This window comes from Enterococcus sp. HMSC078F03, assembly GCF_001811595.1.
Classification (GTDB): Bacteria; Bacillota; Bacilli; order Lactobacillales; family Enterococcaceae; genus Enterococcus; species Enterococcus faecalis.
Genome location: NZ_KV805529.1, coordinates 46,457 through 70,474 on the forward strand (window position 1 = coordinate 46,457; position 24,018 = coordinate 70,474).

The window sequence follows — 24,018 nt, forward strand, 5'->3', positions numbered from 1 at the left end:
TTTTTAATTTAAGAGCGCTTTTTTTACATCTTCAACAATTTGGGTATTCGCAATAGGTCCGTTGTATAACCAACTACTTTTTTTATCATAGGTATGAACTTGGTTATTTTTCACAGCAGGTAAGTTCTTCCAAATTGCTTCTTGGAAAAGAGGTGCTGATTCATCACTGTTTACAAGGAAAATATGGTCTGCGTCAAGCTCAGCTAATTTTTCTAAAGAAACTTGATTCCAATCCGCAGTAGCATTTTTAGAAATTTCTTCCACTAATTTTGGAACTTGGAGGCCTAAGTCTTGATAGAGCACGGTTCCGCTTGAGCGATTATCGCTAACCATAAAGACTTGGTTGTTGGTTACCCATAAGACTGCCGCAGATTTGCCAGCATCTTTTTTGCCAAGGTCTTCTTGGACGCCTTTGGTTAAGGTATCATAATCTTCTAACACTTTTTTCGCTTGTTCTTTTTTATCTAAAACAGTGGCAATATCTTCCAATTGATCACGCCAGGTGACATTTTCGCCGTTTTTGACTACATAAGTTGGCGCTATTTTACTGTATTCTTTGTATTTACCGCCTTCAACTAGAGCAGATGAACTGATTAATAATAAGTCAGGTTCAAATTTTAGAACCGCTTCATATGGCAAGTCATAGGAAATAGTGGGGACATCTTTCAATTCTTTCGCTAAATAATCTTGAATGCTGCCTTGTCCAACTGTCCATTGTGCCACTGGTTTTTCTCCTAATGCAACTAGATAATCTTCTAAATAGCTCGCAATAATCCGTTTGGGTTTCGCGGGGACGGTTACTTTATTGCCTAAGGTATCTGTTACTTCATGTGTTTTGTCAGCGTTGTTGGCTTCTTTATTCGTATTACCACAAGCTGCGAGTAAGAATGAACCAAGAAGAAGGGTGGTACCAATTAGGACCGTCTTTTTTAAAAGTTTCATTGTGTAACTCCTTTATTTTTAGTTGATAACGATTCTCATTATCAGTTAAAAACGACCGTTTGTCAATCATCGCTTGCTTTTTTGAGCAAATAAGTTGCATTTTTTAGATAATTCGTTTTTTGATTGGAAGAAACATTGCTTTTTAAGGAAGGGTCTTTTATAATCAAGGAACAATGAGTGAGAACGATTCTCAATAAATGTAAAATAACGACAGAAAAATTAAAGAGGAATGGTTATGAATTATTTAGAGGCAGAGGACTTAACTACAGGATATGGTCGTCAAGTGATTAGTGAAGCGCTGAACTGTTCATTTGAATCGGGAACTATTACAAGTATTATTGGACCAAATGGTTGTGGCAAATCGACCTTGTTAAAAACACTTGCGCGTATTTTGCCAGCCGAGAAAGGCAAGGTGTTCATTAAGAACCAAGAACTTCAACATTTTTCTTCAAAAGAAGTGGCGCAAGAACTAGCGATTTTATCACAAACGCCAGAAAATACAATCGATTTATCTGTTTTTGACCTCGTCTCTTTTGGGCGGTATCCATATCAATCGGGCTGGAAAAGTGTCACCACAGAAGATCAAGAGTACATACAATGGGCATTAGAATTAACAGGCTTAACTGAATTAGCTAGAGAGTCTGTGGCGATTTTATCAGGTGGACAACGCCAACGGGTTTGGATTGCTATGGCGCTAGTACAGGATACGGATATTTTAATTTTAGATGAACCGACCACCTATTTGGATCCAGCGCATCAGCTAGAAATTTTAAATGTGTTAAAACGAATTAATCAAGAACATCAGAAAACTATCGTGATGACGATTCATGATATTAATTTAGCTTCTCGTTTTTCTGATCGCGTGATTGCGATGAAAGAGGGAAAGATTATCAATGAGGGAACACCGCAAGAAGTGATTACTGTTACTGGCTTAGCAGATGTTTTCGCTATTCAAGCAGAAATTAGTTATCATAGTCAGACACAGCGGCCACTAGTGCTTTCTTATGAGTTGATGGAAATGGAGCTGGATGGATGAAAGGCATAAGCGGATTTTATAGACACCAATGGCAAGTGTTACTTGTCTGTCTTTTTTTGCTACTGGGGACAATGCTTCTGTCGCTGATGTTTGGTGCGACGTCGGTTTCGATTCAAACGATTATTGAATCATTTACGCACTTCGATGCGACCAATCAAGCGCATCAAGTCATCCAAACGGTTCGGTTGCCGCGGATTTTAGGGGCCGCTTTTGTGGGAGCAAGTTTAGCGGTGAGTGGGGCGTTAGCGCAAGGGATTACGCAAAACCCATTGGCAGATTCTGGCTTGCTGGGTATCAATGCTGGGGCTGGCTTGGGCTTAGCGCTTGTTTTTGCTTTCCTCCCTCAGGCAAGTTATTGGTGGCTTTTAGTTGTTTCTTTTCTTGGTGCCGGCGTGAGTGTGGCACTGATTTATTATCTTTCTAATCATTCAATTCGAGGAGCAAGCCCCATGCGTCTGACCTTGGTGGGAGCTGGTATTAGTGCCCTTTTTTTATCATTTAGTCAATTCTTAGCCATTCAGTTCAATTTGAGTCAAGAGTTAACGTTTTGGTTTCTTGGCGGTGTCAGCGTTATTTCTTGGGCACAATTAAAAATAGTCGTCCCGATCTTTCTGGGCGCATTTGCATTAGCAATTCTGATTAGTCCGTCGGTGACTATTTTACGTTTTGGCGATGATGCAACAATTGGTTTAGGGCGAAATCCGCAGCGTATTCGGTTGTTTGCCAGTATAACGATTTTGCTTTTATCAGGATTGTCTGTGGCGCTGGTTGGCTCGGTCAGTTTTGTTGGTTTGGTGGTGCCTCATGTGATGCGAACAGTTTCTGGAGAAAATTACCGTCGCTTGATTCCGTTCTCGGCGTTAGGCGGTGCGCTCCTCGTTTTGGTGGCAGATTTAATCGCTCGAATGGTGAATCCGCCTTTTGAAACACCATTTGGGATTATCACGGCCTTAATTGGCATCCCATTCTTTCTTTATTTATTTCGTAAAGGAGGGCAACTAGGATGACACAGAAAAAAGTGTCCCGTTGGGTGGCTGTCTTAATAGTTGGGATTATCCTAACTGCTTGTATCAGTTTAACGCAAGGGGAATTATCTGTTTCCGTCATGGATTTAAAAGCCCTTCTTTTGGGACAGGGAAGTCAGGCCAAACAACTGTTAGTTTGGGATTTTCGGTTACCACGGATTGTGCTAGCGGTCCTTTCGGGCGCAGCTTTAGGCTTAAGCGGCGCTATTCTTCAAGGAATTACTCGGAATCCGTTGGCAGATACTGGGATTTTAGGCATTAATGCCGGTGCGGGGTTGGCAGTGATTTTGTTTATTAGTTTTGTTGAGACGACAAGTATCACGACGTTTGCACTTCCGCTTGTGGCCTTAGTTGGCGGCTTGCTAGCGGCTGTTGGGATTTTGGTAATCGCGTATCATCATCGTTTAGGATTAACGCCAGTTCGAATGGTCTTAGCGGGTGTCATTTTGAGTACGGGTATTTCAGCACTCACCTTATTAATTACATCAAAAATTGACACTGAAAAGTACCGTTTTGTTACAATGTGGCAAGCAGGCAGTATTTGGGGCAGTAATTGGTTCTTTGTGGGCGCTTTGTTGCCTTGGCTAGTCATCGGGTTCTTTTTTGCGATGAAGCGTCATCGTCTGTTGGATATTTTACAATTGGGGGACGAAACAGCTATTTCTGTAGGTATTGCTGTGAAAAAAGAACGAATCGTTTCGCTGCTGTTAGCGGTGATGTTGGCGGCTTCAGCGATTTCCGTTACAGGGGGAATTAATTTTTTAGGTTTACTTGCGCCACATATTGCTCGCAAATGTGGTTTTACGCAACAAAAACAGGTATTGCCATTGGCGGCGTTGTTTGGGAGTTTACTTTTATTGGTTAGTGATACGATTGGTCGGCTATTGCCTGGCAATGGAGAAATGCCTGCAGGGATTATTGTTGCGATCATCGGTGCGCCTTATTTTCTTTATTTGTTAATCAAAACAAGCGATTCGTTATAAAAAAGAATCGAAAGCTGGGTCAAGCGATCGTTGTGAAAGCAACTGTCATTTGCTCGGCTTTTTTATTGGCGGATTTTTGAAAAAATAGTATGATAAATGCGTAAGAGCATTGAATGGAGGATGAAAGAATGGAAAACTTTAATTTTTATGTACCAACAGACATCCGTTTTGGGAAAGATCGTTTAGACGAATTACCTGCTGTGTTAGATCAATTTGGCAAAAATGTCTTACTTGTTTATGGTGGTGGTAGTATCAAACGTAATGGCTTGTACCAACAAATTACTGATTTGGCCCAAAAAAACGGGCATACACTGATTGAGTTGAGCGGTGTCGAACCAAACCCGCGCATTGAAACCGTTAGAAAAGGAATTGAGTTGTGTAAAGAAAACCAAGTCGATGTTATTTTAGCAGTTGGCGGTGGTTCAACCATTGACTGTTCCAAAGCAATAGCTGCGGGCTTTTATTCGGAAGAAGATATCTGGACAGTTATTGCAGCCAGAAAAGGGTATACAGGTCCTGCTTTACCAATCGTGACCATCTTGACTTTAGCAGCGACAGGTAGTGAAATGAACGCAGGTGCTGTCATTTCTAACTTAGAAACCAATCAAAAATTAGGCTTTGGTGGTCCGAATATGATTCCAAAAGTTTCGTTCTTGGATCCAACGAATACTTTTACGGTTCCTCAAAATCAAACAGCAGCTGGCTCAGCGGATATTTTCAGTCATTTGATTGAAAACTATTTTAGTATTTCGACAGGCACGGATGTCCAAGATTTTGTGTCAGAAGGCTTAATGCGAACGGTTATCAAAAATTGTCCTATTGCTTTAGAAAATCCAGAAGATTATGATGCACGTGCTAATTTAATGTGGGCAAGTAGTTTAGCCTTAAATGGTTTAACAGGGCGCGGCAAACAAGGTGTTTGGTCTTGTCACCCAATGGAACATGAATTAAGTGCGTTTTATGACATTACGCATGGGATTGGCTTAGCAATTTTAACGCCTCGTTGGATGAATTACGTTTTGTCTGAACAAACCGTAGGCAAATTTGCACAGTTTGCTCGAAATGTTTGGGGAATAGTCGAACAAGAGGAGGAAGTAGCAGCGAAAAAAGGTATTCAAGCATTGTATGATTACTTTGTGGCTTGTGGCATTCCAATGACATTACCAGAAGTTGGCATCGAAGCAGATAAATTTGAAGAAATGGCACAACAAGCTGTGGCCCATAGTGCAATTGCCGAAAAGGCTTATGTACCATTGTATGCAGCGGATATAGTAGCGATTTATAAAGATTGTTTAACCGAAAGTCAATTTATTTAATCCATAAAAAAGCGGTTTGCCTTGGCAAACCGCTTTTGTTAATAAGAAACAAGTTCTTATAAGTAGTATTTTTCTTTCACAGTTAAATCATCGTTTAATTCATAAACTAATGGTTTACCTGTTGGGATTTCAAGATCCATAATATCTTCATCAGAAATGCCTTCGATGTGTTTAGCTAAAGCACGTAATGAATTACCATGAGCCGCTACTAAGACAGTTTTGTTGTCTTTTAAAGCTGGCGCAATTTCATCTTGCCAGAATGGTAATGCACGTTCCAAAGTAACTTTCAAGTTTTCGCCACCAGGAATATCGCGTTGGTCTAACATTGCATAACGACGGTCGTTTGCTGCAGAACCTTCATCTGTTGCTTCCATTAATGGAGGAAGAGTATCGTAAGAACGACGCCAGATGTGGACTTGTTCGTCTCCGTATTTTTCAGCAGTTTCTTTTTTGTTTAGTCCTTGTAATTTACCATAGTGACGTTCGTTTAAGCGCCAAGATTTGATTTGAGGTACCCATAATTGATCTGAGTATTCTAGTAAATAGTTACAAGTTTTGATGGCACGAGTTAAAACAGAAGTATAAGCAACGTCGAATTCGATGCCTGCTTCTTTAATTTTACGGCCGCCTTCTTTTGCTTCTTCAACACCTTCAGGTGCTAAATCTACGTCAGCCCATCCAGTAAATTGGTTTAAGGCATTCCATTCGCTAAGTCCATGACGAGAAAAAACTAATTTTGGCATGTATAAGCTCTCCTTTGAGTTTAGTTTTCTGAAAATAAGATTTCCACGTTTATTGTACACCGTTTTGCGCAAGATTTCCAATGGAAAATAGTAAAAAAACGTGAAAGTTGCTGAAAAATTAGAGTGAAATCGAATCAAAAAAGAAGCCCCATCTGAAGGACTTCTTTTTTATTCTTAGGAATACAGCCGTTCGACATCTGTCTCAGGTAAATTGATGTACTTATAACAAGTGCCCACCGAAACGCCGCATTTATTAGAAATAAATTGGATGGTTTCTTTGTTTTCGTAATATAATGCACGGATTTTGCGGACGGTGCGTCCATCGATTTTTGGACGTCCACCTACTTTTCCGTTTTCACGAGCTTTGTGGAGCCCGACGAGTGTTCGTTCTTTAATTAGTGCACATTCCATCGCAGATAAGCTCTCCATTAATTGGAAATAGGCTTCACCTGTTGGAAGGTGAGTATCAATTCCTTCTGAAATGCTGACAAAATCAACTTGTTTTTCCTTTAACATTTTCATAAAGTCTGTTAATTGGCGGGTTGTTTTACCTAAATGGTGCAATTTACAAACAATAAGTGTATCCCCAGCAGAAAGAAGTTTTTCGACTTCGTCTAAGACACTGATCTCCGCTTGAGGATCAAATGTCTCTTGGAAAATATCATCACAACCAAACGATTGGAGAGTGGTTAGTTGATTTTTTAAATCGTCTTCAATAATAGTTGTGCGTGCATAACCAATTCGTTTCATATATTATCCTTCCTATATAAATAATCTTTTTTCACACATTCTTAACGTGCGGGAACATGTAAGGTTTTCGGTCCATCTTCATAACCGACGATTACCATAGAAACCATATTTAAAAATAAGCCGTGTTCGACGACGCCAACCAAGTTGTCTAAATAAGAACCTAAAGCTTCTGGATCTGTAATTTTTTCTAAATGCAAATCGATGATATGGTGGCCTCCATCTGTTATTAATGTTTCGCCAGCAGCGTTTAGACGAAGTGCTGGGTGATAGCCTTTTTCTTCAAATAAATGCACTAGTTGGCAGCTGCCATAAGGGACAACCTCAACAGGAAGTGGGAAAGCCCCTAAATCGTCCACCATTTTTGATTTATCCACAATCCAAATACATTTCTTTGAATAAGTGGCCACAATTTTTTCAAAAAGTAAGGCAGCGCCACCGCCTTTGATTCCTTGAAAATCAGCGCTGATTTCATCGGCGCCATCAATCGTAAGATCCACATACGGAACCTCATCAATACCCTTTAAAGGAATGCCCAAGGCTAAGGCTTGTTTCTCTGTTTCTTTTGAAGTAGTAACCCCCACGATTGACAATCCTTCTTCTTTTACGCGACGACCAATTTCGTCTACCATAAATTTTGCTGTTGAGCCAGTACCCAAACCGACAATCATGCCGTCTTCTACATATTTTGCAGCTTCGATTCCTACCATTTGTTTCAGATTCATCGCTGTTTTCCGCCCCCTTCAATAGTCAAAGATATTGTACCGTTATTTAACTAAAAAAGATAGAAAGTTTTTGAAAAAGTCATAAAAATTTTTAAAGAAAAAGTGCATTTAAATAGAAGGAAAAGCTTTTTTACGAAAGGCGAAAGAAGAGGGTTGACAGCTGATACTTATCGTGGTATCCTAACAAAGGTGCTTTATCTACAGGTTCCTTATAGGGACGTGCTGACTGTCTATCAAAGCATATTTGATAAAGAGTGCAGAGATTGCATTATTTTTTATCGCGAAAAAAGAACCACCTGGATGTGTGGAACTAGAAGCGAAGTAAGGAAGGAGGAGAACAAGGAATGCCTACAATTAACCAATTAGTACGTAAACCTCGTAAATCTAAAGTAGAAAAATCTGATTCACCAGCCTTAAACAAAGGATATAACAGTTTTAAGAAAACTCAAACAAACGTTAACTCTCCGCAAAAACGTGGAGTTTGTACACGTGTGGGTACGATGACACCTAAAAAACCGAACTCAGCTTTACGTAAATATGCCCGTGTTCGTTTGTCAAACTTAATCGAAGTTACAGCTTATATCCCAGGTATCGGTCACAACTTACAAGAACACAGCGTGGTATTATTACGTGGTGGACGTGTAAAAGACTTACCAGGGGTACGTTACCATATCGTTCGTGGTGCGCTTGATACTGCCGGTGTTAACGACCGTAAACAAAGCCGCTCTAAATACGGTACAAAACGTCCTAAAGCTTAATTATAATAAGACAATAACAACTTGAAAAATCATATTTCGGAAGGAGGAGTTACGGATGCCTCGTAAAGGTCCTGTTGCAAAACGTGATGTTTTACCAGATCCAATTTATAACTCAAAATTAGTAACTCGCTTAATCAACCGTGTAATGGTTGACGGTAAACGCGGGATTGCTGCTAACATTATCTATAATTCATTTGATATCATCAAAGAATCTACAGGTAACGATCCATTGGAAGTTTTTGAACAAGCAATGAAAAACGTTATGCCTGTTCTTGAAGTTAAAGCACGTCGTGTTGGGGGTTCTAACTACCAAGTACCAGTTGAAGTTCGTCCAGAACGTCGTACAACTTTAGGTTTACGTTGGGTAGTTAACTACGCACGTCTACGTGGTGAACACACAATGGAAGAACGTCTAGCGAAAGAAATCATGGATGCTGCTAACAACACTGGCGCTTCTGTTAAAAAACGCGAAGACACACACAAAATGGCAGACGCAAACCGCGCATTTGCTCATTATCGTTGGTAAGATCCTCTCTGTCTGTCGCGTAAAGTGGCAGCAGAAAGTCAATTTACAATCGATTTAAATAAAGAGAGGAGTAAACATACAAAATGGCAAGAGAATTTTCACTTGAAAAAACTCGTAACATTGGTATCATGGCCCACGTTGATGCTGGTAAAACAACAACAACTGAGCGTATCTTGTACTACACTGGTAAAATCCATAAAATCGGTGAAACCCATGAAGGTGCTTCACAAATGGACTGGATGGAACAAGAACAAGAACGTGGTATCACGATTACATCCGCTGCGACAACTGCACAGTGGAAAGGCTACCGTGTAAATATCATCGATACTCCAGGACACGTGGACTTCACAATTGAAGTACAACGTTCTCTACGCGTATTAGATGGTGCGGTAACAGTTCTTGACTCTCAATCAGGTGTAGAACCTCAAACAGAAACTGTTTGGCGTCAAGCGACTGAATATAAAGTTCCTCGTATTGTATTCTGTAACAAAATGGATAAAATCGGTGCGGACTTCTTCTATTCAGTAGAATCATTACATGATCGTTTACAAGCAAACGCTCATCCAATTCAAATTCCAATCGGAGCTGAAGAAGACTTCACTGGAATCATTGACTTGATTAAAATGAAAGCTGAAATCTACACAAATGATTTGGGAACAGATATTCAAGAAACTGATATTCCTGAAGATTATTTAGAAAAAGCGCAAGAATGGCGCGAAAAATTAGTTGAAGCTGTTGCTGAAACTGACGAAGACTTAATGATGAAATATCTTGAAGGTGAAGAAATCACTGAAGAAGAATTAGTCGCTGGTATCCGTCAAGCAACAATCAACGTTGAGTTCTTCCCTGTATTAGCTGGTTCAGCATTCAAGAATAAAGGGGTTCAATTAATGTTGGACGCTGTTCTTGATTACTTACCATCTCCATTAGATATCGATGCTATCAAAGGGATCGATACTAAAACAGACGAAGAAACAACTCGTCCAGCTGATGACGAAGCACCTTTCGCTTCATTAGCATTTAAAGTTATGACTGACCCATTCGTAGGTCGTTTAACTTTCTTCCGTGTTTATTCTGGTGTCCTTGAAAGTGGTTCATACGTATTGAACGCTTCAAAAGGCAAAAAAGAACGTATCGGTCGTATCCTACAAATGCACGCCAACACTCGTCAAGAAATTGACAAAGTGTACTCTGGTGATATCGCTGCTGCTGTTGGTCTGAAAGACACAACAACTGGTGATACATTATGTGCATTAGATGCACCAGTTATTCTTGAATCTATTGAATTCCCTGATCCAGTTATCCAAGTCGCTGTTGAACCTAAATCAAAAGCTGACCAAGATAAAATGGGCGTGGCTCTACAAAAACTTGCTGAAGAAGATCCATCATTCCGCGTTGAAACAAACGTTGAAACTGGTGAAACAGTTATCTCTGGTATGGGTGAATTGCACTTAGACGTTTTAGTAGACCGTATGAAACGTGAATTCAAAGTTGAAGCTAACGTAGGTGCTCCTCAAGTATCTTACCGCGAAACATTCCGTGCTGCGACTAAAGCAGAAGGTAAATTCGTTCGTCAGTCTGGTGGTAAAGGACAATACGGTCACGTATGGGTTGAATTTACACCAAATGAAGAAGGTAAAGGCTTCGAGTTTGAAAACGCAATTGTCGGTGGTGTGGTTCCTCGTGAATACATCCCAGCAGTTGAAAAAGGGTTAGAAGACTCTATGAACAACGGTGTTCTTGCTGGTTATCCATTAGTTGATATCAAAGCAAAACTTTACGATGGTTCATACCACGATGTCGATTCAAATGAAACGGCCTTCCGTGTAGCTGCTTCTATGGCATTGAAAGCTGCGGCTAAAAATGCAAACCCAGTTATTTTAGAACCAATGATGAAAGTTACAATTACTGTTCCTGAAGATTACTTAGGTGATATCATGGGACACGTAACAAGTCGTCGTGGACGTGTTGAAGGTATGGAAGCACACGGTAACTCTCAAATCGTTAATGCGATGGTACCTTTAGCTGAAATGTTTGGTTATGCTACAACATTACGTTCAGCAACACAAGGACGCGGTACATTTATGATGGTATTTGACCACTATGAAGACGTACCTAAGTCTGTTCAAGAAGAAATCATCAAGAAAAACGGCGGCAACGCATAATTTTCCTTGAGAATAAAAGGTTTGTTTTTAGAACTATCCTTTTTTCAAGATTTCGTGTAAAATAGCTTATGATGATCAGACGATTTTTAGTAACGTCTATCACATATAAAACAAACAATAAAATTTATATTTTTAGGAGGAACATTCAAAATGGCAAAAGAAAAATTTGACCGTTCTAAATCCCATGTTAACATTGGTACTATCGGACACGTTGACCATGGTAAAACTACATTAACAGCTGCAATTGCTACTGTATTATCAAAACACGGTGGCGGGGAAGCACAAAGCTACGATTCTATCGATAACGCTCCAGAAGAAAAAGAACGTGGAATCACAATCAACACTTCTCATATCGAATATGAAACTGAAACTCGTCACTATGCACACGTTGACTGCCCAGGACACGCGGACTACGTTAAAAACATGATCACTGGTGCTGCTCAAATGGACGGAGCTATCTTAGTAGTTTCTGCTGCTGATGGTCCTATGCCTCAAACACGTGAACATATCTTATTATCACGTAACGTTGGTGTACCATACATCGTTGTATTCTTAAACAAAATGGATATGGTTGATGACGAAGAATTATTAGAATTAGTAGAAATGGAAGTTCGTGACTTATTATCAGAATACGATTTCCCAGGCGATGATGTTCCAGTTATCGCAGGTTCTGCTTTGAAAGCTTTAGAAGGCGACGAGTCTTATGAAGAAAAAATCTTAGAATTAATGGCTGCAGTTGACGAATATATCCCAACTCCAGAACGTGATACTGACAAACCATTCATGATGCCAGTCGAAGACGTATTCTCAATCACTGGACGTGGTACTGTTGCTACAGGCCGTGTTGAACGTGGTGAAGTTCGCGTTGGTGACGAAGTTGAAATCGTTGGTATTAAAGACGAAACATCTAAAACAACTGTTACAGGTGTTGAAATGTTCCGTAAATTATTAGACTACGCTGAAGCAGGCGACAACATCGGTGCTTTATTACGTGGTGTAGCACGTGAAGATATCGAACGTGGACAAGTATTAGCTAAACCAGCTACAATCACTCCACACACAAAATTCAAAGCTGAAGTATACGTATTATCAAAAGAAGAAGGCGGACGTCACACTCCATTCTTCACTAACTACCGTCCTCAATTCTACTTCCGTACAACAGACGTTACTGGTGTTGTAGAATTGCCAGAAGGTACTGAAATGGTAATGCCTGGTGATAACGTTGCTATGGACGTTGAATTAATTCACCCAATCGCTATCGAAGACGGAACTCGTTTCTCTATTCGTGAAGGCGGACGTACTGTAGGTTCAGGCGTTGTTACTGAAATCGTTAAATAATTAACTTTTTAACTATAGTTTTAACCAGCGTAAAAAACTGGGGTATTCGGACGTAAGACCAGAGAATTTATTCTCTGGTCTTTTTTTGTTTAGAAATTGGCTGGCTAAAAAATAAGCCAATTGGCTGTTTTAGCAGACTTGTTTCTTCCGTATACTTGGAGAAAAAGGTTAGGTGATTTAATGGAAAAAGTATTGTCGATTGCAGGCTCCGATTCAACTGGAGGGGCAGGGATTCAAGCAGATTTAAAAACATTTGAAGAGTATGGAGTTTTTGGATTTTCAAGTTTAACCTCGATTGTGACGATGGATCCTACGACAGGCTGGTCACATGAAGTAACTGAATTGCCAGAAACGCTCTTAGAAAAACAATTGATTTCGGTTTTTGCAGGCGGTCCAGTAGCGGCCTTGAAAACAGGGATGATGGGCAATGAACAAAATATTAAAATGGCTAGCAAATACATTAAACAAGAAAAAATTCAAAAAGTCGTGATTGACCCAGTCATTGCTTGTAAGGGAACGGCACAAATTCTGCAACCCAAAAGTGTGGAAGGCCTAAAAAAAGATTTACTGCCATTAGCATTAGTTGCTACGCCTAATTTAATTGAAGCGGGCATCTTATCTGGTTTAGGCGAAATTTCTTCCGTGGCGGAGATGGAAGAAGCGGCAAAACGAATTGTACAAATGGGAGCCAAACATGTCGTGGTTAAAGGGGGACATCGCTTAGCTGGTGAAAAAGCACTGGACTTGTTTTACGATGGTCACACCGCGCATCTTTTGGAAAATGAATTATATCCTACTGATTATAATCATGGTGCAGGTTGTACTTTTTCAGCGGCGATCACAGCTGGCTTGGCGAAAGGTTATTCGGTGTTAGAAGCAGTAACTTTAGCAAAAAAATTTGTAGCAGCGGCGATTAAACACGGTATTCAAGTTAATCCTTATGTGGGGCACGTGTGGCATGGTGCATACACCCATGCGGAACAACGGATGCGTAAGAAAGCATAATGTTTAGAACTAGAGGAGTCTGTCAAGGACTGGCTCTAGTTTTTTTGTGATAAAGAATAACAATAGTAGGTATTACGTTAAAAGAATGTTCAAATTTTTAAAAGAGGAGTAGAATAGAACTGTAATTGAAAAAAAAGAAGCGGAACATAGAAGGGGTGTTAACTTTTCTGTGCTTCAGTTTAGAACGGACTGTGGTGTTTGTTTTGACGAACTACCGGAAAGCGACTTCTTTTTGTTTTGGCTTCAAATGGTATTTAATGGAGGGTATGCAATGTTAGAAAAAGAAATGGAGGGTATGCAATGTTAGAAAAAGAAACGTACAGTCAACTGTTTAAATGGTCTTTTTCAAAAAAGACACAAGTCACATACTGGGATGGTACCGTCAAAGAGTATGGGCAAGGGTCGGGGGATCCGGTTTTTAAAATTGTATTCAATGAAAAAATTCCTGTGAAGGATTTACTGAATAACGCTTCGTTAACTTTAGGGGAAGCCTACATGGATCGCAAAATTGAAATCGAAGGCGATATCCAAGCACTGATTTATGATGTGTATAACCAAAAGGATAGCTTTTTACACAATGCTAAATTTATTAAATGGCTTCCTAAAGAAAGTCATTCAAAAAAACGCTCGCAAGAGGATATTCACAGCCATTACGATCTAGGAAATGATTTTTACAAAAAATGGCTTGACCAAACAATGACATATTCATGTGCTTATTTTAAAACGCCTGAAGATACATTAGAACAAGCGCAAGTGAATAAAGTGCATCATATTTTAGATAAATTGTTTATCAAAGAGGGCGACACTTTACTGGATATTGGCTGCGGCTGGGGCACGTTAATTTTAACTGCGGTGAAAGAATATGGAGCCAAAGCAACTGGGATTACATTAAGTGAAGAGCAATTTCATCATATTCGCCATATTATAGAAAAAGAAGGCCTACAAGATCGAATGACTGTCAAATTGATGGATTATCGTGATTTAAAAGGAGAGTCTTTTGACCATATTACGAGTGTTGGGATGTTTGAACATGTCGGTGCAGAAAATCTACATGAATATTTTGACGTCGTTCAACGAAACTTAGCGCCTAAAGGTACGGCGTTGATTCATGGGATCAGTCGCCAACAAGGTGGGGCTAAAAATGCTTGGATTAATCGTTATATTTTCCCTGGTGGCTATATTCCTGGTGTCACTGAGCTAGTCGGTCATATGACAGAAAATGACTTGCAAGTGATTGACTTGGAAAGTTTGCGCAGAGATTATCAATTGACGTTGGAACATTGGACAAAAAACTTCCATAATATAGAAGCAGAAATTGTTGACGAAAAAGGGGAGCGCTTCTATCGAATGTGGGACTTATATTTGCAAGCATGTGCAGCCTCATTCCAAGCAAGCAATATTGATGTTATTCAATATTTATTGGTTCATCCAGATAACAATGATATTCCAATGCGCCGGATTGGTTAATAGAATAAAAAAGAAAGAATTTGAGATTCTGGTAAAAAAGGAATCCCAAATTCTTTTTTTTATAAAAATAGAATGAAAAGAATTGAAAAACAAAACAAATGCTTTTCAAAACAAGAAAAAATTCTTTCAAAAAAACGCAGAAAATCCTTGCTAACACTATCCTTTCATAGTATAATCAAAAAGGTGCTGTTTACAGGAGTGTAAAAAGCATTGGTAGATCAACGATTTGATTTGCCGGCTGTGAAGCGAGAGGTTGCGACACGCTCGGACGCTTTGCCATGAACGAGCATGCCGGATAAATTTTCGTGGAGCTATGTCTACTTTTAAAATAGGCGAAGGAGGGAACAAGATGGCAAAACAAAAAATTCGTATCCGTTTAAAAGCGTATGAACACCGTATTTTAGATCAATCAGCGGATAAAATTGTGGAAACAGCAAAAAGAACTGGAGCTGACGTATCAGGTCCGATTCCATTACCAACAGAACGCTCACTTTACACAGTTATTCGTGCGACTCATAAATACAAAGATTCTCGCGAACAATTCGAAATGCGTACTCACAAACGTCTAATTGACATTGTGAACCCAACACCAAAAACAGTTGACGCTCTAATGAAGCTTGACTTACCGTCTGGTGTTAATATTGAAATCAAACTATAAAATTAAGATGGAGGTGTACTCATGACCAAAGGAATCTTAGGGAAAAAAGTGGGAATGACACAAATCTTTACTGAGTCTGGTGAATTAATTCCAGTAACAGTAGTTGAAGCTACGCCAAACGTAGTTTTACAAGTGAAAACTGTTGAAACTGACGGATACGAAGCTATCCAAGTTGGTTACCAAGACAAACGTGAAGTTTTATCAAACAAACCTGCGAAAGGTCATGTTGCAAAAGCAAACACGGCTCCTAAGCGCTTCATTAAAGAATTCAAGAATGTTGAGCTAGGAGAATATGAAGTAGGTAAAGAAATCAAAGTAGATGTTTTCCAAGCAGGAGACGTTGTTGATGTTACAGGTACTACGAAAGGTAAAGGATTCCAAGGGGCAATTAAACGTCACGGCCAAAGCCGCGGACCTATGTCTCATGGTTCTCGTTATCACCGTCGTCCTGGGTCAATGGGTCCAGTAGCGCCTAACCGTGTATTTAAAAATAAACGACTAGCCGGCCGTATGGGTGGCGACCGCGTAACAATTCAAAACCTTGAAGTTGTTAAAGTGGACGTAGAAAGAAATGTTATCTTAATCAAAGGAAACATTCCTGGAGCGAAAAAATCTTTAATCACAATCAAATCAGCTGTGAAAGCTAAATAAGTGTAGGGAAAGGAGGAACTAAGGAATGCCGAATGTAGCATTATTCAAACAAGATGGAACTCAAAACGGTGAAATCACTTTAAATGAAGAAATCTTCGGAATCGAACCTAATGAAAGTGTTGTCTATGATGCAATCATCATGCAACGTGCTTCATTAAGACAAGGAACACACGCAGTTAAAAACCGTAGCGCTGTTCGTGGCGGTGGCCGCAAACCATGGCGTCAAAAAGGAACTGGTCGTGCTCGTCAAGGTTCAATCCGTTCACCACAATGGCGTGGAGGTGGCGTAGTCTTTGGACCAACACCGCGTTCATACAGCTACAAACTTCCTAAAAAAGTTCGTCGCTTAGCAATGAAATCTGTATTATCAGACAAAGTTGCTGAAAATAACTTGGTAGCAGTAGAAGGTTTAAGCTTCGATGCACCAAAAACAAAAGAATTCAAACAAGTTCTTGCTAACTTGTCTATCGATACTAAAGTATTAGTTGTTTTAGAAAATGGTAACGACTTTGCAGCTTTATCAGCTCGTAACTTACCAAACGTTTCTGTAGTAACTTCTGATAACGTTAGTGTGTTAGATGTTGTGTCAGCTAACAAAGTCTTGGCAACACAAACAGCTCTTACTCAAATTGAGGAGGTGCTTGCATAATGGAATTACTAGACGTAATCAAACGCCCAGTGATCACTGAAAAATCCATGTTAGCTATGGACGAAAAGAAATATACTTTCGAAGTGGACACTCGCGCAAACAAAACTTTAGTAAAACAAGCTGTTGAATCAGCATTCGATGTTAAAGTAGCAAACGTAAACATCTTAAACGTGCGTCCAAAATTCAAACGCATGGGTAAATATGCAGGTTATACAAAAAAACGTCGCAAAGCGATCGTTACATTAACTGAAGATTCAAAAGAAATTCAATTATTCGAAGCTGCTGAATAAGCAGTCCTGAACAATATCAACGTAGGAGGGAAATAAGACGTGGCGATTAAAAAGTACAAACCTACCACAAATGGCCGTCGTAACATGACAAGTTCTGATTTCGCTGAAATCACAACTTCAACACCAGAAAAATCATTGTTACAGCCATTAAAAAACAATGCCGGTCGTAACAACAACGGTCGCATTACGGTTCGTCACCAAGGTGGCGGTCACAAACGTCAATACCGTGTGATTGACTTCAAACGTAATAAAGATAACGTCGCAGCGGTTGTTAAAACGATCGAGTACGATCCAAACCGTTCTGCTAACATCGCGTTAGTTCATTACGAAGACGGGGTTAAGGCATACATCTTAGCACCAAAAGGATTAGAAGTAGGCATGCGCCTAGTATCTGGTCCAGAAGCAGATATTAAAGTAGGTAACGCATTACCATTGGAAAACATTCCAGTTGGTACAGTTATCCACAACATTGAAATGAAACCTGGTAAAGGTGGACAATTAATCCGTTCAGCTGGAACAAGCGCGCAAGTACTTGGTAAAGAAGGCAAATACGTATTAATCCGCTTAAACTCTGGCGAAGTTCGTATGATCTTAGCAACTTGCCGTGCAACAATCGGTTCAGTTGGTAACGAACAACACGAATTAATCAACATTGGTAAAGCTGGCCGCTCTCGTTGGATGCGTAAACGCCCAACTGTTCGTGGTAGCGTAATGAACCCTAACGATCACCCACACGGTGGTGGTGAAGGTAAAACACCAATTGGACGTAAAGCGCCAGTATCTCCATGGGGTCAACCAGCAATTGGATACAAAACACGTAATAAAAAAGCTAAATCAGACAAACTTATCGTTCGTCGTCGTACTAAATAATTTTTTTGACCATGTGTCGTACATTTTGAGAGGAGGTTCACCATGGGTCGTAGTTTAAAAAAAGGACCTTTCGTCGATGATCATTTGATGAAAAAGGTCGAAGCACAACAAGGTGCCGAAAAGAAAAAAGTAATTAAAACTTGGTCTCGCCGCTCTACAATTTTTCCATCATTCGTAGGTTTCACAATCGCTGTATATGATGGACGGAAACATGTCCCTGTTTACATTCAAGAAGACATGGTAGGACATAAATTAGGTGAATTTGCACCAACTAGAACTTATCGTGGCCACGTTGCTGACGATAAAAAAACTAAACGCTAATTTTGAGGGGAGGATATGCAAATGTCAGAACAAATTACATCAGCTAAAGCAACTGCAAAAACAGTTCGCACTTCACCTCGTAAAGCACGTTTAGTAATCGATCTTATCAGAGGGAAAAGCGTTGCGGATGCAATTTCAATCTTGAAATTCACACCGAACAAGTCTGCTGGAATCATTGAAAAAGTTTTAATGTCAGCAGTTGCTAACGCAGAAAACAACTTTGACTTAGACGTTGAAAGCTTAGTCGTATCTGAAGCATTTGTTAACGAAGGACCAACAATGAAACGTTTCCGTCCTCGTGCAAAAGGTTCAGCTTCACCAATCAACAAACGTACTAGTCACATCACAGTAGTTGTAACAGAGAAATAAGTCTCATGAAATAGGCTGTTTTCTTTATGAAAACAGAGCTTAAACATTTAAGAGGAGGGACAATCAGTGGGTCAAAAAGTACATCCAATTGGAATGCGTGTAGGCATCATCCGCGACTGGGATGCGAAATGGTATGCTGAAAAAGAGTATGCTGAATTCTTACACGAAGATTTAAGAATCCGTAAATTTATCGCAACAAAACTTGCTGATGCTGCTGTATCTACAATTGAAATCGAACGCGCTGCAAACCGTGTTAACATTTCAATTCACACAGCTAAACCAGGTATGGTTATCGGTAAAGGCGGATCTGAAGTCGAAAACCTAAGAAAAGAATTAAACAAATTAACTGGCAAACGAGTTCACATCAACATCGTTGAAATCAAAAAACCAGATTTAGATGCAAAATTAGTAGGCGAAGGAATTGCACGTCAATTAGAAAACCGTGTTGCTTTCCGTCGTGCTCAAAAACAAGCCATCCAACGCGCAATGCGTGCTGGCGCTAAAGGAATCAAAACTCAAGTATCAGGTCGTCTAAACGGTGCGGATATCGCTCGTTCAGAAGGATACTCTGAAGGAACTGTACCACTTCACACATTACGTGCGGACATTGATTACGCATGGGAAGAAGCGGACACTACTTACGGAAAACTAGGAGTTAAAGTGTGGATCTATCGTGGAGAAATTCTTCCAACGAAAAAAAACACTGAGAAAGGAGGGAAATAATCATGTTAGTACCTAAACGTGTAAAACACCGTCGTGAATTCCGCGGAAAAATGCGCGGTGAAGCTAAAGGCGGAAAAGAAGTAGCATTTGGTGAATGGGGTTTACAAGCAACTGAATCTCACTGGATTACTAACCGTCAAATCGAAGCAGCCCGTATTGCAATGACTCGTTACATGAAACGTGGCGGGAAAGTATGGATTAAAATTTTCCCTCACAAGTCTTACACAAGTAAAGCTATCGGCGTACGTATGGGTAAAGGTAAAGGGGCACCAGAAGGCTGGGTATCACCAGTTAAACGTGGTAAAATCATGTTTGAAATAGCAGGCGTTCCTGAAGAAGTAGCTCGTGAAGCTCTTCGTCTTGCATCTCACAAATTGCCGGTAAAAACTAAGATCGTAAAACGTGAGGAAATGGGTGGTGAATCGAATGAAGGTTAAAGAAATCAGAGAATTAACCACTGCCGAAATGCTAGATAAAGAAAAACAATTAAAAGAAGAATTGTTCAACTTAAGATTCCAATTAGCAACAGGTCAATTAGAAAACACTGCACGTATTAAAGAAGTACGTCAATCGATTGCACGCATCAAAACAGTATTGCGTGAACAAGCTAACTAATAGTGGAAGGAGGCCAAACGCGTATGACTGAAGAAAGAAATCAACGTAAAGTTTACCAAGGTCGCGTGGTATCAGACAAAATGGATAAAACAATCACAGTTGTCGTTGAAACAAAGAAAAACCACCCTATCTATGGCAAACGTATGAAATATTCTAAAAAATATAAAGCGCATGATGAAAACAACACAGCGAAAGTTGGAGACATCGTAAAAATCATGGAAACTCGTCCATTATCAGCTACAAAACGTTTCCGTTTACTAGAGGTAGTCGAAGAAGCAGTTATTATCTAATAAAACGAGAATTTCCTAATAGATTGAAGCACAAAATCTGAAAGGGGGATACACATCGTGATCCAACAAGAAAGTCGTTTAAGAGTCGCTGACAATTCTGGCGCACGTGAAATTTTAACGATCAAAGTCCTAGGCGGATCTGGTCGTAAAACTGCTAACATCGGTGACGTTATTGTTGCTACTGTCAAACAAGCAACGCCAGGTGGGGTTGTTAAAAAAGGTGAAGTAGTTAAAGCCGTTATCGTTCGTACAAAATCTGGCGCTCGTCGTGCTGACGGTTCTTACATCAAATTTGATGAAAATGCTGCGGTAATTATCCGTGACGATAAAAGCCCACGCGGAACACGTATCTTCGGACCAGTTGCACGTGAATTACGTGAAAACAACTTCATGAAGATCGTTTCTCTAGCACCAGAAGTATTATAATCTCGAGCCCACGTTAAAGGAGGTGCGAAACAGTAATGTTTGTTAAAAAAGGCGATAAAGTAAAAGTTATCACTGGTAAAGATAAAAACAAAGAAGGCGTTGTCTTAGCAGCGTTTCCTAAACAAGATAAAGTTATCGTTGAAGGTGTCAACGTCGTTAAAAAACACCAAAAACCAAACCAAGCAGCCCCACAAGGTGGAATCCTTGAAGTGGAAGCGCCAATTCATGTTTCTAATGTAATGGTGATTGATCCTTCAAACGGAGAAGCTACTAAAGTTGCGTTTAAAGAAGTCGACGGCAAAAAAGTCCGCGTTTCTAAAAAAACAGGTGAAGTTTTAGATAAATAAAAATTGCGGAAGGAGGGCTTACTGAATGAACCGCCTGAAAGAAAAATATATTAAAGAAGTAACACCATCATTGGTGGAAAAATTTAATTACAGCTCAGTTATGCAAACACCTAAAGTTGATAAAATCGTTATCAACATGGGTGTGGGTGATGCAGTATCAAATGCTAAAAACTTAGACAAAGCTGTTGAAGAATTAGCATTAATCACTGGTCAAAAACCACTTATCACAAAAGCTAAAAAATCTATCGCTGGATTCCGTTTACGTGAAGGAATGCCAATCGGTGCGAAAGTAACGCTACGCGGCGAAAGAATGTACGAATTTTTAGATAAATTAGTAACAGTTTCTTTACCTCGTGTACGTGACTTCCACGGTGTCAGCAAAAAAGCTTTCGATGGTCGTGGTAACTATACTTTAGGTATTAAAGAACAATTAATCTTCCCAGAAGTTGATTATGATTTAGTAGATAAAGTACGCGGTATGGACATCGTAATTGTTACAACAGCGAACACTGACGAAGAGTCTCGCGAATTGTTGGCACAATTAGGTATGCCATTCCAAAAATAATATAAGGAGGCGAACTACGTGGCTAAAAAATCAATGATTGCTAAAAACAAACGTCCTGCTAAACATTCAACACAAGCTTATACTCGTTGTGAACGTTGTGGACGTCCACATTCAGTTTATCGTAAATTTCATCTTTGCCGTATTTGCTTCCGCGAACTTGCCTATAAAGGTCAAATTCCCGGCGTGAAGAAAGCTAGCTGGTAAACAAGTAAACTCGCATAAAGGAGGTAAATAGTTCAATGGTCATGACAGATCCAATTGCAGATTTTCTAACTCGCATTCGTAATGCGAACATGGTTAAACATGAAACTTTAGAAGTACCTGCTTCAAAAATCAAACGTGATATCGCAGAAATCCTGAAACGTGAAGGATTTATCCGCGACGTAGAATACATCGAAGATGACAAACAAGGCGTAATCCGTGTTTTCCTAAAATATGGTAAAAACGAAGAACGTGTTATCACAAACTTAAAACGTATTTCTAAACCAGGTTTACGTGCATACGTAAAAGCTGACGAAGTACCAAAAGTATTAAACGGTCTAGGAATTGCAATCATCTCTACATCAGAGGGTGTAATTACTGACAAAGAAGCTAGAGCGAAAAATATCGGCGGCGAAGTAATCGCCTACGTATGGTAATTCTAAAAAATACACAAGGAGGTGTCTCTAAGTGAGCCGTATTGGTAATAAAGTTGTTGTTCTTCCTGCTGGTGTTGAAATCAAGCAAGACGGAAACAACATTACAGTTAAAGGACCTAAAGGTGAATTAACACGCGAATTTTCTTCTGATATCAAAATGAACATCGAAGGAAACGAAGTGACATTCACTCGTCCAAACGATTCAAAAGAAATGAAAACAATCCACGGAACAACTCGTGCAAACTTCAACAACATGGTTGTTGGTGTTTCTGAAGGTTTCCAAAAAGCACTTGAACTTATCGGGGTCGGATACCGTGCCCAAGTACAAGGCAACAAATTAACTTTAAACGTTGGTTATTCTCATCCTGTCGAAATGACAGCACCAGAAGGCGTAACATTTGAAGTACCTGCGAACACACAAGTTATCGTTAAAGGCATCAACAAAGAAGTTGTTGGTGAATTAGCTGCTAACATCCGTGGCGTTCGTCCTCCAGAACCTTATAAAGGCAAAGGGATTCGCTATGTTGGTGAATTTGTACGCCGTAAAGAAGGTAAAACTGGTAAATAATAACAGCTGTGTAGAAAACAGAAGTCAACAACAAGCAACTGTCATTTTATGGGATTTTTCCAATAAAATGCTTTTGTCTTGTCTGCCAGCTTCTCTTTTCCGTAATCTGCTGACTGCTTGAAATATTAGTAGTAAACATTAAATCAAAGAGGTGAAAATTGTGATTACAAAACCAGATAAAAACAAAACACGTCAAAAGAGACATCGTCGTGTACGTAACAAAATCTCTGGTACTGCTGAGTGCCCACGCTTGAACATTTTCCGTTCTAACAAAAACATCTACGCGCAAGTCATTGATGACGTAGCGGGTGTGACGCTAGCAAGTGCCTCTGCCTTGGATAAAGAAATTTCAGGTGGAACAAAAACAGAAACAGCTGCAGCTGTTGGTAAACTAGTTGCTGAACGTGCCGCTGAAAAAGGCATCAAAAAAGTAGTCTTCGACCGTGGTGGATACCTTTACCATGGCCGCGTGCAAGCTTTAGCTGAAGCTGCTCGTGAAAATGGACTAGAATTTTAGGAGAAGGAGGAACACCATTCATGGTTTATATTGATCCAAAACATTTGGAATTAGAAGACCGCGTTGTAGCGATCAACCGTGTAACAAAAGTTGTTAAAGGTGGACGTCGTTTACGTTTCGCAGCTTTAGTTGTTGTCGGTGACAAAAACGGACACGTTGGTTTCGGTACTGGTAAAGCACAAGAAGTACCTGAAGCTATCCGTAAAGCAATCGAAGACGCGAAGAAAAACTTAGTTGAAGTGCCTATGGTTGGTTCTACTATCCCGCACGAAGTAATTGGCGTATTCGGTGGCGGCCGTATCCTTATGAAACCTGCAGTAGAAGGTTCTGGGGTAGCTGCTGGTGGACCAGTTCGTGCCGTATTGGAATTAGCTGGTGTAGCAGATATTACATCTAAATCACTAGGTTCAAACACACCTATTAACGTTGTTCGCGCAACTGTTGAAGGTCTAAAACAATTAAAACGTGCCGAAGAAGTGGCAGCACTTCGCGGTAAATCTGTAGAAGAAATTATCGGTTAAGGAGGACAAAAATAATGGCTGAATTAAAAATTACTTTAAAACGCAGTGTTATCGGACGTCCTCAAAACCAACGTGCTACAGTTAAAGCGTTAGGTTTAGGTAAAGTGAATAGTACTGTTACAAAACCTGCCAATGAAGCAATCAAAGGTATGGTTAACACTATTTCACATTTAGTGGACGTAGAAGAAGTTTAAGATTTATAGATTTGTAATAGAAGATTGCTT

Annotated in this window: 34 protein-coding genes; 30 read left to right on the forward strand and 4 right to left on the reverse strand. The window is 39.8% G+C overall.

Going from position 1 to position 24,018, the window contains the following annotated elements; translation table 11 throughout:
* Positions 1-3: 3 nt before the first annotated feature.
* Positions 4-942, reverse strand: a complete 939-nt coding sequence (locus HMPREF2810_RS00510) for an iron-hydroxamate ABC transporter substrate-binding protein (protein WP_002361532.1) — start codon at positions 940-942, stop codon at positions 4-6.
* A gap of 229 nt (positions 943-1,171) precedes the next feature.
* Here HMPREF2810_RS00510 and HMPREF2810_RS00515 point away from each other — a divergent pair, with 229 nt between their 5' ends.
* The 4 genes from HMPREF2810_RS00515 to HMPREF2810_RS00530 all read left to right on the forward strand — a co-directional run bounded on the left by HMPREF2810_RS00515 (position 1,172) and on the right by HMPREF2810_RS00530 (position 5,302).
* Positions 1,172-1,978 (forward strand): ABC transporter ATP-binding protein, encoded by an 807-nt coding sequence (locus tag HMPREF2810_RS00515; RefSeq protein WP_002383847.1) that lies wholly within the window; start codon positions 1,172-1,174, stop codon positions 1,976-1,978.
* Entirely contained in the window at positions 1,975-2,985 is a 1,011-nt protein-coding gene (locus HMPREF2810_RS00520; RefSeq protein WP_002367634.1) for a FecCD family ABC transporter permease, read from the forward strand. Before HMPREF2810_RS00515 ends, HMPREF2810_RS00520 begins: the two co-directional genes overlap by 4 nt.
* Positions 2,982-3,986 (forward strand): FecCD family ABC transporter permease, encoded by a 1,005-nt coding sequence (locus HMPREF2810_RS00525; protein ID WP_002383848.1) that lies wholly within the window; start codon positions 2,982-2,984, stop codon positions 3,984-3,986. Before HMPREF2810_RS00520 ends, HMPREF2810_RS00525 begins: the two co-directional genes overlap by 4 nt.
* 113 nt (positions 3,987-4,099) lie before the next feature.
* Positions 4,100-5,302: an iron-containing alcohol dehydrogenase gene (locus HMPREF2810_RS00530; RefSeq protein ID WP_002383849.1), complete on the forward strand. Its 1,203-nt coding sequence runs from the start codon at positions 4,100-4,102 to the stop codon at positions 5,300-5,302.
* Positions 5,303-5,358: 56 nt separating this feature from the next.
* Here HMPREF2810_RS00530 and gpmA read toward each other — a convergent pair whose 3' ends face one another.
* The 3 genes from gpmA to rpiA form a co-directional block, all read right to left on the reverse strand.
* Positions 5,359-6,045: a 2,3-diphosphoglycerate-dependent phosphoglycerate mutase gene (gene gpmA, locus HMPREF2810_RS00535; protein ID WP_002359343.1), complete on the reverse strand. Its 687-nt coding sequence runs from the start codon at positions 6,043-6,045 to the stop codon at positions 5,359-5,361.
* 174 nt (positions 6,046-6,219) lie between these two features.
* Positions 6,220-6,795 (reverse strand): recombinase family protein, encoded by a 576-nt coding sequence (locus HMPREF2810_RS00540; protein ID WP_002356188.1) that lies wholly within the window; start codon positions 6,793-6,795, stop codon positions 6,220-6,222.
* A 41-nt stretch (positions 6,796-6,836) separates the two neighbouring features.
* The gene (gene rpiA / locus HMPREF2810_RS00545; protein ID WP_002383851.1) at positions 6,837-7,517 is read right to left on the reverse strand and encodes a ribose-5-phosphate isomerase RpiA; all 681 of its coding nucleotides are present in this window, start codon (positions 7,515-7,517) and stop codon (positions 6,837-6,839) included.
* Between the two features lie 344 nt (positions 7,518-7,861).
* Here rpiA and rpsL point away from each other — a divergent pair, with 344 nt between their 5' ends.
* The 26 genes from rpsL (at position 7,862) to rpmD (ending at position 23,988) form a co-directional block, all read left to right on the forward strand.
* The gene (gene rpsL, locus HMPREF2810_RS00550; RefSeq protein ID WP_002356190.1) at positions 7,862-8,275 is read left to right on the forward strand and encodes a 30S ribosomal protein S12; all 414 of its coding nucleotides are present in this window, start codon (positions 7,862-7,864) and stop codon (positions 8,273-8,275) included.
* A 55-nt stretch (positions 8,276-8,330) separates the two neighbouring features.
* On the forward strand, positions 8,331-8,801 hold the full coding sequence (gene rpsG, locus HMPREF2810_RS00555) for a 30S ribosomal protein S7 (RefSeq protein ID WP_002356191.1): 471 nt from the start codon (positions 8,331-8,333) through the stop codon (positions 8,799-8,801).
* Between the two features lie 83 nt (positions 8,802-8,884).
* Complete coding sequence (gene fusA / locus HMPREF2810_RS00560) at positions 8,885-10,966, forward strand: elongation factor G (RefSeq protein ID WP_002356192.1); 2,082 nt, start codon at positions 8,885-8,887, stop codon at positions 10,964-10,966.
* Positions 10,967-11,116: 150 nt separating this feature from the next.
* Positions 11,117-12,304, forward strand: coding sequence for an elongation factor Tu (gene tuf, locus HMPREF2810_RS00565; protein WP_002356194.1), 1,188 nt, complete (start codon positions 11,117-11,119; stop codon positions 12,302-12,304).
* A 180-nt stretch (positions 12,305-12,484) separates the two neighbouring features.
* Positions 12,485-13,309 (forward strand): bifunctional hydroxymethylpyrimidine kinase/phosphomethylpyrimidine kinase, encoded by an 825-nt coding sequence (gene thiD, locus HMPREF2810_RS00570; protein ID WP_002383853.1) that lies wholly within the window; start codon positions 12,485-12,487, stop codon positions 13,307-13,309.
* 300 nt (positions 13,310-13,609) lie between these two features.
* Positions 13,610-14,776 (forward strand): SAM-dependent methyltransferase, encoded by a 1,167-nt coding sequence (locus HMPREF2810_RS00575; protein ID WP_002391607.1) that lies wholly within the window; start codon positions 13,610-13,612, stop codon positions 14,774-14,776.
* A 349-nt stretch (positions 14,777-15,125) separates the two neighbouring features.
* Positions 15,126-15,434, forward strand: a complete 309-nt coding sequence (gene rpsJ, locus HMPREF2810_RS00580) for a 30S ribosomal protein S10 (RefSeq protein ID WP_002389727.1) — start codon at positions 15,126-15,128, stop codon at positions 15,432-15,434.
* 21 nt (positions 15,435-15,455) lie between these two features.
* On the forward strand, positions 15,456-16,085 hold the full coding sequence (rplC, locus tag HMPREF2810_RS00585; protein ID WP_002356199.1) for a 50S ribosomal protein L3: 630 nt from the start codon (positions 15,456-15,458) through the stop codon (positions 16,083-16,085).
* 25 nt (positions 16,086-16,110) lie between these two features.
* Entirely contained in the window at positions 16,111-16,734 is a 624-nt protein-coding gene (rplD, locus tag HMPREF2810_RS00590; RefSeq protein WP_002356200.1) for a 50S ribosomal protein L4, read from the forward strand.
* Positions 16,734-17,024 (forward strand): 50S ribosomal protein L23, encoded by a 291-nt coding sequence (locus HMPREF2810_RS00595; RefSeq protein WP_002356203.1) that lies wholly within the window; start codon positions 16,734-16,736, stop codon positions 17,022-17,024. Before rplD ends, HMPREF2810_RS00595 begins: the two co-directional genes overlap by 1 nt.
* Positions 17,025-17,063: 39 nt before the next feature.
* The gene (rplB, locus tag HMPREF2810_RS00600; RefSeq protein ID WP_002356204.1) at positions 17,064-17,894 is read left to right on the forward strand and encodes a 50S ribosomal protein L2; all 831 of its coding nucleotides are present in this window, start codon (positions 17,064-17,066) and stop codon (positions 17,892-17,894) included.
* Between the two features lie 42 nt (positions 17,895-17,936).
* A complete protein-coding gene (rpsS, locus tag HMPREF2810_RS00605) occupies positions 17,937-18,215 on the forward strand; it encodes a 30S ribosomal protein S19 (RefSeq protein ID WP_002356205.1) in 279 nt (92 codons plus the stop codon).
* Between the two features lie 21 nt (positions 18,216-18,236).
* On the forward strand, positions 18,237-18,584 hold the full coding sequence (rplV, locus tag HMPREF2810_RS00610; RefSeq protein ID WP_002356206.1) for a 50S ribosomal protein L22: 348 nt from the start codon (positions 18,237-18,239) through the stop codon (positions 18,582-18,584).
* A 66-nt stretch (positions 18,585-18,650) separates the two neighbouring features.
* Positions 18,651-19,307 (forward strand): 30S ribosomal protein S3, encoded by a 657-nt coding sequence (rpsC, locus tag HMPREF2810_RS00615; RefSeq protein ID WP_002356207.1) that lies wholly within the window; start codon positions 18,651-18,653, stop codon positions 19,305-19,307.
* Between the two features lie 2 nt (positions 19,308-19,309).
* Complete coding sequence (rplP, locus tag HMPREF2810_RS00620; RefSeq protein ID WP_002356208.1) at positions 19,310-19,744, forward strand: 50S ribosomal protein L16; 435 nt, start codon at positions 19,310-19,312, stop codon at positions 19,742-19,744.
* A complete protein-coding gene (gene rpmC / locus HMPREF2810_RS00625; protein ID WP_002383858.1) occupies positions 19,734-19,922 on the forward strand; it encodes a 50S ribosomal protein L29 in 189 nt (62 codons plus the stop codon). The genes rplP and rpmC overlap by 11 nt, the downstream gene beginning before the upstream one ends.
* Before the next feature lie 23 nt (positions 19,923-19,945).
* The gene (rpsQ, locus tag HMPREF2810_RS00630) at positions 19,946-20,212 is read left to right on the forward strand and encodes a 30S ribosomal protein S17 (RefSeq protein WP_002359348.1); all 267 of its coding nucleotides are present in this window, start codon (positions 19,946-19,948) and stop codon (positions 20,210-20,212) included.
* A gap of 57 nt (positions 20,213-20,269) precedes the next feature.
* Complete coding sequence (rplN, locus tag HMPREF2810_RS00635; RefSeq protein ID WP_002356211.1) at positions 20,270-20,638, forward strand: 50S ribosomal protein L14; 369 nt, start codon at positions 20,270-20,272, stop codon at positions 20,636-20,638.
* A 35-nt stretch (positions 20,639-20,673) separates the two neighbouring features.
* Positions 20,674-20,985 (forward strand): 50S ribosomal protein L24, encoded by a 312-nt coding sequence (gene rplX / locus HMPREF2810_RS00640; protein WP_002356212.1) that lies wholly within the window; start codon positions 20,674-20,676, stop codon positions 20,983-20,985.
* 25 nt (positions 20,986-21,010) lie between these two features.
* Positions 21,011-21,550 (forward strand): 50S ribosomal protein L5, encoded by a 540-nt coding sequence (gene rplE / locus HMPREF2810_RS00645; protein WP_002356213.1) that lies wholly within the window; start codon positions 21,011-21,013, stop codon positions 21,548-21,550.
* Between the two features lie 18 nt (positions 21,551-21,568).
* Positions 21,569-21,754, forward strand: a complete 186-nt coding sequence (locus tag HMPREF2810_RS00650) for a type Z 30S ribosomal protein S14 (RefSeq protein ID WP_002356214.1) — start codon at positions 21,569-21,571, stop codon at positions 21,752-21,754.
* A gap of 35 nt (positions 21,755-21,789) precedes the next feature.
* Positions 21,790-22,188 (forward strand): 30S ribosomal protein S8, encoded by a 399-nt coding sequence (gene rpsH / locus HMPREF2810_RS00655; protein WP_002356215.1) that lies wholly within the window; start codon positions 21,790-21,792, stop codon positions 22,186-22,188.
* 31 nt (positions 22,189-22,219) lie between these two features.
* Complete coding sequence (rplF, locus tag HMPREF2810_RS00660; protein WP_002356217.1) at positions 22,220-22,756, forward strand: 50S ribosomal protein L6; 537 nt, start codon at positions 22,220-22,222, stop codon at positions 22,754-22,756.
* A gap of 160 nt (positions 22,757-22,916) precedes the next feature.
* Entirely contained in the window at positions 22,917-23,273 is a 357-nt protein-coding gene (gene rplR, locus HMPREF2810_RS00665) for a 50S ribosomal protein L18 (RefSeq protein ID WP_002356218.1), read from the forward strand.
* A 20-nt stretch (positions 23,274-23,293) separates the two neighbouring features.
* Positions 23,294-23,794: a 30S ribosomal protein S5 gene (rpsE, locus tag HMPREF2810_RS00670; protein ID WP_002356219.1), complete on the forward strand. Its 501-nt coding sequence runs from the start codon at positions 23,294-23,296 to the stop codon at positions 23,792-23,794.
* Positions 23,795-23,808: 14 nt separating this feature from the next.
* Positions 23,809-23,988: a 50S ribosomal protein L30 gene (gene rpmD, locus HMPREF2810_RS00675; RefSeq protein WP_002356220.1), complete on the forward strand. Its 180-nt coding sequence runs from the start codon at positions 23,809-23,811 to the stop codon at positions 23,986-23,988.
* Positions 23,989-24,018 lie beyond the last annotated feature (30 nt).

Coding starts and splice junctions, on each gene's coding strand:
- HMPREF2810_RS00510 (WP_002361532.1), bottom strand. CDS start 942: ATGAAACTTTTAAAAAAGACGGTCCTAATTGGTACCACCCTTCTTCTT.
- HMPREF2810_RS00515 (WP_002383847.1), top strand. CDS start 1,172: ATGGTTATGAATTATTTAGAGGCAGAGGACTTAACTACAGGATATGGT.
- HMPREF2810_RS00520 (WP_002367634.1), top strand. CDS start 1,975: ATGAAAGGCATAAGCGGATTTTATAGACACCAATGGCAAGTGTTACTT.
- HMPREF2810_RS00525 (WP_002383848.1), top strand. CDS start 2,982: ATGACACAGAAAAAAGTGTCCCGTTGGGTGGCTGTCTTAATAGTTGGG.
- HMPREF2810_RS00530 (WP_002383849.1), top strand. CDS start 4,100: ATGGAGGATGAAAGAATGGAAAACTTTAATTTTTATGTACCAACAGAC.
- gpmA (WP_002359343.1), bottom strand. CDS start 6,045: ATGCCAAAATTAGTTTTTTCTCGTCATGGACTTAGCGAATGGAATGCC.
- HMPREF2810_RS00540 (WP_002356188.1), bottom strand. CDS start 6,795: ATGAAACGAATTGGTTATGCACGCACAACTATTATTGAAGACGATTTA.
- rpiA (WP_002383851.1), bottom strand. CDS start 7,517: ATGAATCTGAAACAAATGGTAGGAATCGAAGCTGCAAAATATGTAGAA.
- rpsL (WP_002356190.1), top strand. CDS start 7,862: ATGCCTACAATTAACCAATTAGTACGTAAACCTCGTAAATCTAAAGTA.
- rpsG (WP_002356191.1), top strand. CDS start 8,331: ATGCCTCGTAAAGGTCCTGTTGCAAAACGTGATGTTTTACCAGATCCA.
- fusA (WP_002356192.1), top strand. CDS start 8,885: ATGGCAAGAGAATTTTCACTTGAAAAAACTCGTAACATTGGTATCATG.
- tuf (WP_002356194.1), top strand. CDS start 11,117: ATGGCAAAAGAAAAATTTGACCGTTCTAAATCCCATGTTAACATTGGT.
- thiD (WP_002383853.1), top strand. CDS start 12,485: ATGGAAAAAGTATTGTCGATTGCAGGCTCCGATTCAACTGGAGGGGCA.
- HMPREF2810_RS00575 (WP_002391607.1), top strand. CDS start 13,610: ATGTTAGAAAAAGAAACGTACAGTCAACTGTTTAAATGGTCTTTTTCA.
- rpsJ (WP_002389727.1), top strand. CDS start 15,126: ATGGCAAAACAAAAAATTCGTATCCGTTTAAAAGCGTATGAACACCGT.
- rplC (WP_002356199.1), top strand. CDS start 15,456: ATGACCAAAGGAATCTTAGGGAAAAAAGTGGGAATGACACAAATCTTT.
- rplD (WP_002356200.1), top strand. CDS start 16,111: ATGCCGAATGTAGCATTATTCAAACAAGATGGAACTCAAAACGGTGAA.
- HMPREF2810_RS00595 (WP_002356203.1), top strand. CDS start 16,734: ATGGAATTACTAGACGTAATCAAACGCCCAGTGATCACTGAAAAATCC.
- rpsS (WP_002356205.1), top strand. CDS start 17,937: ATGGGTCGTAGTTTAAAAAAAGGACCTTTCGTCGATGATCATTTGATG.
- rplV (WP_002356206.1), top strand. CDS start 18,237: ATGTCAGAACAAATTACATCAGCTAAAGCAACTGCAAAAACAGTTCGC.
- rplP (WP_002356208.1), top strand. CDS start 19,310: ATGTTAGTACCTAAACGTGTAAAACACCGTCGTGAATTCCGCGGAAAA.
- rpmC (WP_002383858.1), top strand. CDS start 19,734: ATGAAGGTTAAAGAAATCAGAGAATTAACCACTGCCGAAATGCTAGAT.
- rpsQ (WP_002359348.1), top strand. CDS start 19,946: ATGACTGAAGAAAGAAATCAACGTAAAGTTTACCAAGGTCGCGTGGTA.
- rplX (WP_002356212.1), top strand. CDS start 20,674: ATGTTTGTTAAAAAAGGCGATAAAGTAAAAGTTATCACTGGTAAAGAT.
- rplE (WP_002356213.1), top strand. CDS start 21,011: ATGAACCGCCTGAAAGAAAAATATATTAAAGAAGTAACACCATCATTG.
- rpsH (WP_002356215.1), top strand. CDS start 21,790: ATGGTCATGACAGATCCAATTGCAGATTTTCTAACTCGCATTCGTAAT.
- rpsE (WP_002356219.1), top strand. CDS start 23,294: ATGGTTTATATTGATCCAAAACATTTGGAATTAGAAGACCGCGTTGTA.
- rpmD (WP_002356220.1), top strand. CDS start 23,809: ATGGCTGAATTAAAAATTACTTTAAAACGCAGTGTTATCGGACGTCCT.